Source organism: Herbiconiux sp., from assembly GCF_023264895.1.
Lineage (GTDB): Bacteria > Actinomycetota > Actinomycetes > Actinomycetales > Microbacteriaceae > Herbiconiux.
Map to the genome: position 1 here is coordinate 1 of NZ_JAHFUY010000162.1, position 3,323 is coordinate 3,323.

Below are 3,323 nucleotides of genomic sequence, written 5' to 3' on the forward strand. Positions count from 1 at the left end.
GCCGCAGCGGGCGTCTCCATCCGGATCGGCGTCAACGCAGGCTCGCTCGAGCCCTCGCTCATGCAGAAGTACGGCAGGGCCACGCCCGAGGCGCTCGTCGAGAGCGCCGTCTGGGAGGCCTCGCTGTTCGAGGAGCACGACTTCCACGACTTCAAGATCTCGGTCAAGCACAACGACCCGATCATCATGGTGAAGGCCTACCGCCTGCTCGCCGAGCGGGGCGACTGGCCCCTGCACCTCGGGGTCACCGAGGCCGGCCCGTCGTTCCAGGGCACCATCAAGAGCGCGACGGCCTTCGGCATCCTGCTCTCGGAGGGCATCGGCGACACCATCCGCGTCTCGCTCTCGGCCCCGCCGGCCGAGGAGGTCAAGGTGGGCCTGCAGATCCTGCAGTCGCTGAACCTCCGCGAGCGCAAGCTCGAGATCGTCTCCTGCCCCTCCTGCGGCCGTGCCCAGGTGGATGTCTACAAGCTCGCGAACGACGTGACCGACGGGCTCGAGGGCATGACCGTTCCGCTCCGGGTGGCCGTCATGGGCTGCGTCGTGAACGGACCGGGTGAGGCCCGCGAGGCCGACCTCGGTGTGGCCTCGGGCAACGGCAAGGGGCAGATCTTCGTGAAGGGCGAGGTCATCAAGACCGTGCCCGAGTCGGAGATCGTGGCCACCCTCATCGAGGAGGCCAACCGGCTCGCCGCCGAGATGCCCGCCGGAGAGGTCGGCTCGCCGCAGGTCGTCACGGTCTAGCGGGACTGGTTCGCAGCGTGACGCACTACTTCGAGGACTTCGAGCCCGGCCAGGTGTTCATCACGCCCGGCAAGACGGTCACCGAGACCGATCTCGTGATGTTCACGGCGCTCACGAACGACAACAACCAGGTGCACACCGACGCCGAGTTCGCCGCCTCCACGCGGTACGGGCAGCGCGTCGTGCCCGGACTCTTCGGGGCGTCGCTCAGCCTCGGGTTGATCGCGCGCACCGGTGTCTTCGAGGGCAGCGCGGTGGCTCTTCTCGGCATCGACGGCTGGCGCTTTTCCGCGCCCGTCTTCATCGGCGACACGCTCACCTGCCGGGTCGAGATCCTCGGCACGCGGCTGACCTCCTCGGGCACCACGGCGGTCGTCGAGCGCCAGCTCACCCTGCAGAACCAGCGCGCCGAGACCGTCCAGTCGGGCCGCATGGACATCCTCGTCCTCACCCGAGCGTCCGCCCTCCCCACCCCCTGACCCGCGCCGCCTCACCCACTTGACACAAGATGTGCCAAGTCGGCGCTTTTGGGCGCACTTTCTGTCAAGTCGCCGCAGTGGGGGTGAGGTGCGGTGGGGCGCGACTCACCCACTTGACACAAGATGTGCCAAGTCGGCGCTCTTAGGCCCACCTTCTGTCAAGTGGGCGGGACGGTGTGGGGAGAGGTGGCGCAGGGGTCGCTGACTTGACACAAGATGTGCCAAGTGGGCGCTTTTGGGCCCACCTTCTGTCAAGTCGCCGCAGTGGGGGTGCAGCGGGGCGGGGTGGGGGCCGGTGACTTGACACAAGATGTGCCAAGTCGGTCCTGTTCGGCCCATCTTGTGTCAAGTCGGTGGAGCTGGTTGGTGATCGGGCCGGGTCGGATCTGGGCGGCGGGGAGCAGGGCCGGGCGGGGCGGTCAGGCGGCGGTGTAGCCGCCGTCGACGGGGAGGACGACTCCCGTGATGAAGGCGGCGGCGGGGGAGGCGAGGAACACGATCGCGTCGGCCACCTCCTCCGGCTGGGCGATGCGGCCGAGCGGGTGCGTCGCCGCGATCCCGGCGAGCACCGCCTCAGGATCGGGCAGCTCCGCGAGCGGACGCCGGATGAAGGGCGTGTCGATCGTGCCGGGCGCGATCGCATTCGCCCGGATGCCATGGGGCGCGTACTCGATCGCGAGCGCCCTGGTGAAGTTCGCGATCGCCCCCTTCGTGGCCCCGTACGCCGTCTGGTTCGCGAGCCCCACGATTCCCGAGATCGACGTCACGTTCACCACGGCGCCCCCGCCCCGCTCGACCATCGCGGGCAGCGCCGCCCGGCTGAACAGGAACATGCTCCGCACATTTGTGGTCATCAGCCCGTCCCACTCCTCGAGCGAGGTCTCGGCGAGCGGCTTCAGCAGGAACCGGGCGGCGTTGTTGACGAGCACGTCGATCCGCCCGAACCTGCCGAGGGCGGCGGCGACGGCGGCCTCGGCCGTTCCCGGATGCGACACGTCACCCACCACGGCCACGACCCCGTCGTCGGCCTCCAACCCTCGTACCCCCTCATCGAGGTCGACCGCCACGACCCGGGCACCGCGCGCCCGGAACCGCCCGACCACGGCGGCGCCCACCCCGCTCCCCGCCCCGGTCACGATGGCCACGTGGTCGTTCAGGTCAACAGCAGGGGCAGCGGCAGCAGTCACGTCGACATCCTTGTCGTAGGGAGATGATGCCGCGATCGTATGACAATCTGCGGCGGATCACCAGGGCCGCGTGCTCTCCCGGCCACGGAGCACCGGCGCCGCCGCCAAAAGCGCCCGGGTGTACGGATGCGACGGCGCGGCGAACACCGAAGCCGCCGGTCCCTGCTCCACGATCCGCCCGTCCTTCATCACGGCGAGCTCGTCGCTCATGTGCTGCACGACTCCCAGGTCGTGCGAGATGAACAGGTACGCGACCCCCCGCTCCCGCTGCAGGGCGTCGAGAAGATCGAGGATCTGCGCCTGAATGGACACGTCGAGAGCGGAGACCGGCTCGTCGAGCACGATCACGCTCGGCTCCGGAGCGAGCGCCCGGGCGATCGACACCCGCTGCCGCTGCCCGCCTGACAGCTGCAGCGGCCGCGCCGCCGCGACCCGAGCCTCGAGCCCCACCTCCTCCAGCAGCGCCTCGACCGACCCCCGCCCCCGCAGAGCGTCCGAGAGGATCTGCGACACGGTCAACCGCGGATCGAACGACGACAGCGCATCCTGATACACCGCCCCCAACGAGGCCCGCCGCCCCCGCCGATCCCGCTCCCGCCCCGGAACCCACGCCCCCCCACCCAGCCGCACGCTCCCCGCATCCGGAGCCGTCAGCCCCAACACGATCCGAGCCACAGTGGTCTTCCCCGACCCCGACTCACCCACCAGCCCCACAGTCGTCCCCGCAGCAACCCCCAACGAAACCCCGTCGACAGCCGTCCTATCCCCAAACGCCTTCGACACCCCAGCAACCTCAAGCACCCACGCCCCGCCCGCCCCCGGGAGCAGTGGGGTGGACGTTCCCTTCGACGCGCGGCTCACCCACGCCCCGCCCGCCCCCGGGAGCAGTGGGGTGGACGTTCCCTTCGACGCG

General features: G+C 70.1%; 4 protein-coding genes. 2 read left to right on the forward strand and 2 right to left on the reverse strand.

Going from position 1 to position 3,323, the window contains the following annotated elements; translation table 11 throughout:
* Together Q0D57_RS19255 and Q0D57_RS19260 are read left to right on the forward strand one after the other, a co-directional pair.
* A partial coding sequence (locus tag Q0D57_RS19255; RefSeq protein WP_291047034.1) for a flavodoxin-dependent (E)-4-hydroxy-3-methylbut-2-enyl-diphosphate synthase occupies nucleotides 1-744 on the forward strand: 744 nt, incomplete at its 5' end.
* Between the two features lie 17 nt (nucleotides 745-761).
* On the forward strand, nucleotides 762-1,223 hold the full coding sequence (locus Q0D57_RS19260) for a MaoC/PaaZ C-terminal domain-containing protein (protein ID WP_291047036.1): 462 nt from the start codon (nucleotides 762-764) through the stop codon (nucleotides 1,221-1,223).
* Between the two features lie 419 nt (nucleotides 1,224-1,642).
* Here Q0D57_RS19260 and Q0D57_RS19265 read toward each other — a convergent pair whose 3' ends face one another.
* Nucleotides 1,643-2,410: a glucose 1-dehydrogenase gene (locus Q0D57_RS19265; protein WP_291047037.1), complete on the reverse strand. Its 768-nt coding sequence runs from the start codon at nucleotides 2,408-2,410 to the stop codon at nucleotides 1,643-1,645.
* Between the two features lie 57 nt (nucleotides 2,411-2,467).
* The gene (locus tag Q0D57_RS19270) at nucleotides 2,468-3,271 is read right to left on the reverse strand and encodes an ATP-binding cassette domain-containing protein (protein WP_366518648.1); all 804 of its coding nucleotides are present in this window, start codon (nucleotides 3,269-3,271) and stop codon (nucleotides 2,468-2,470) included.
* Nucleotides 3,272-3,323 lie beyond the last annotated feature (52 nt).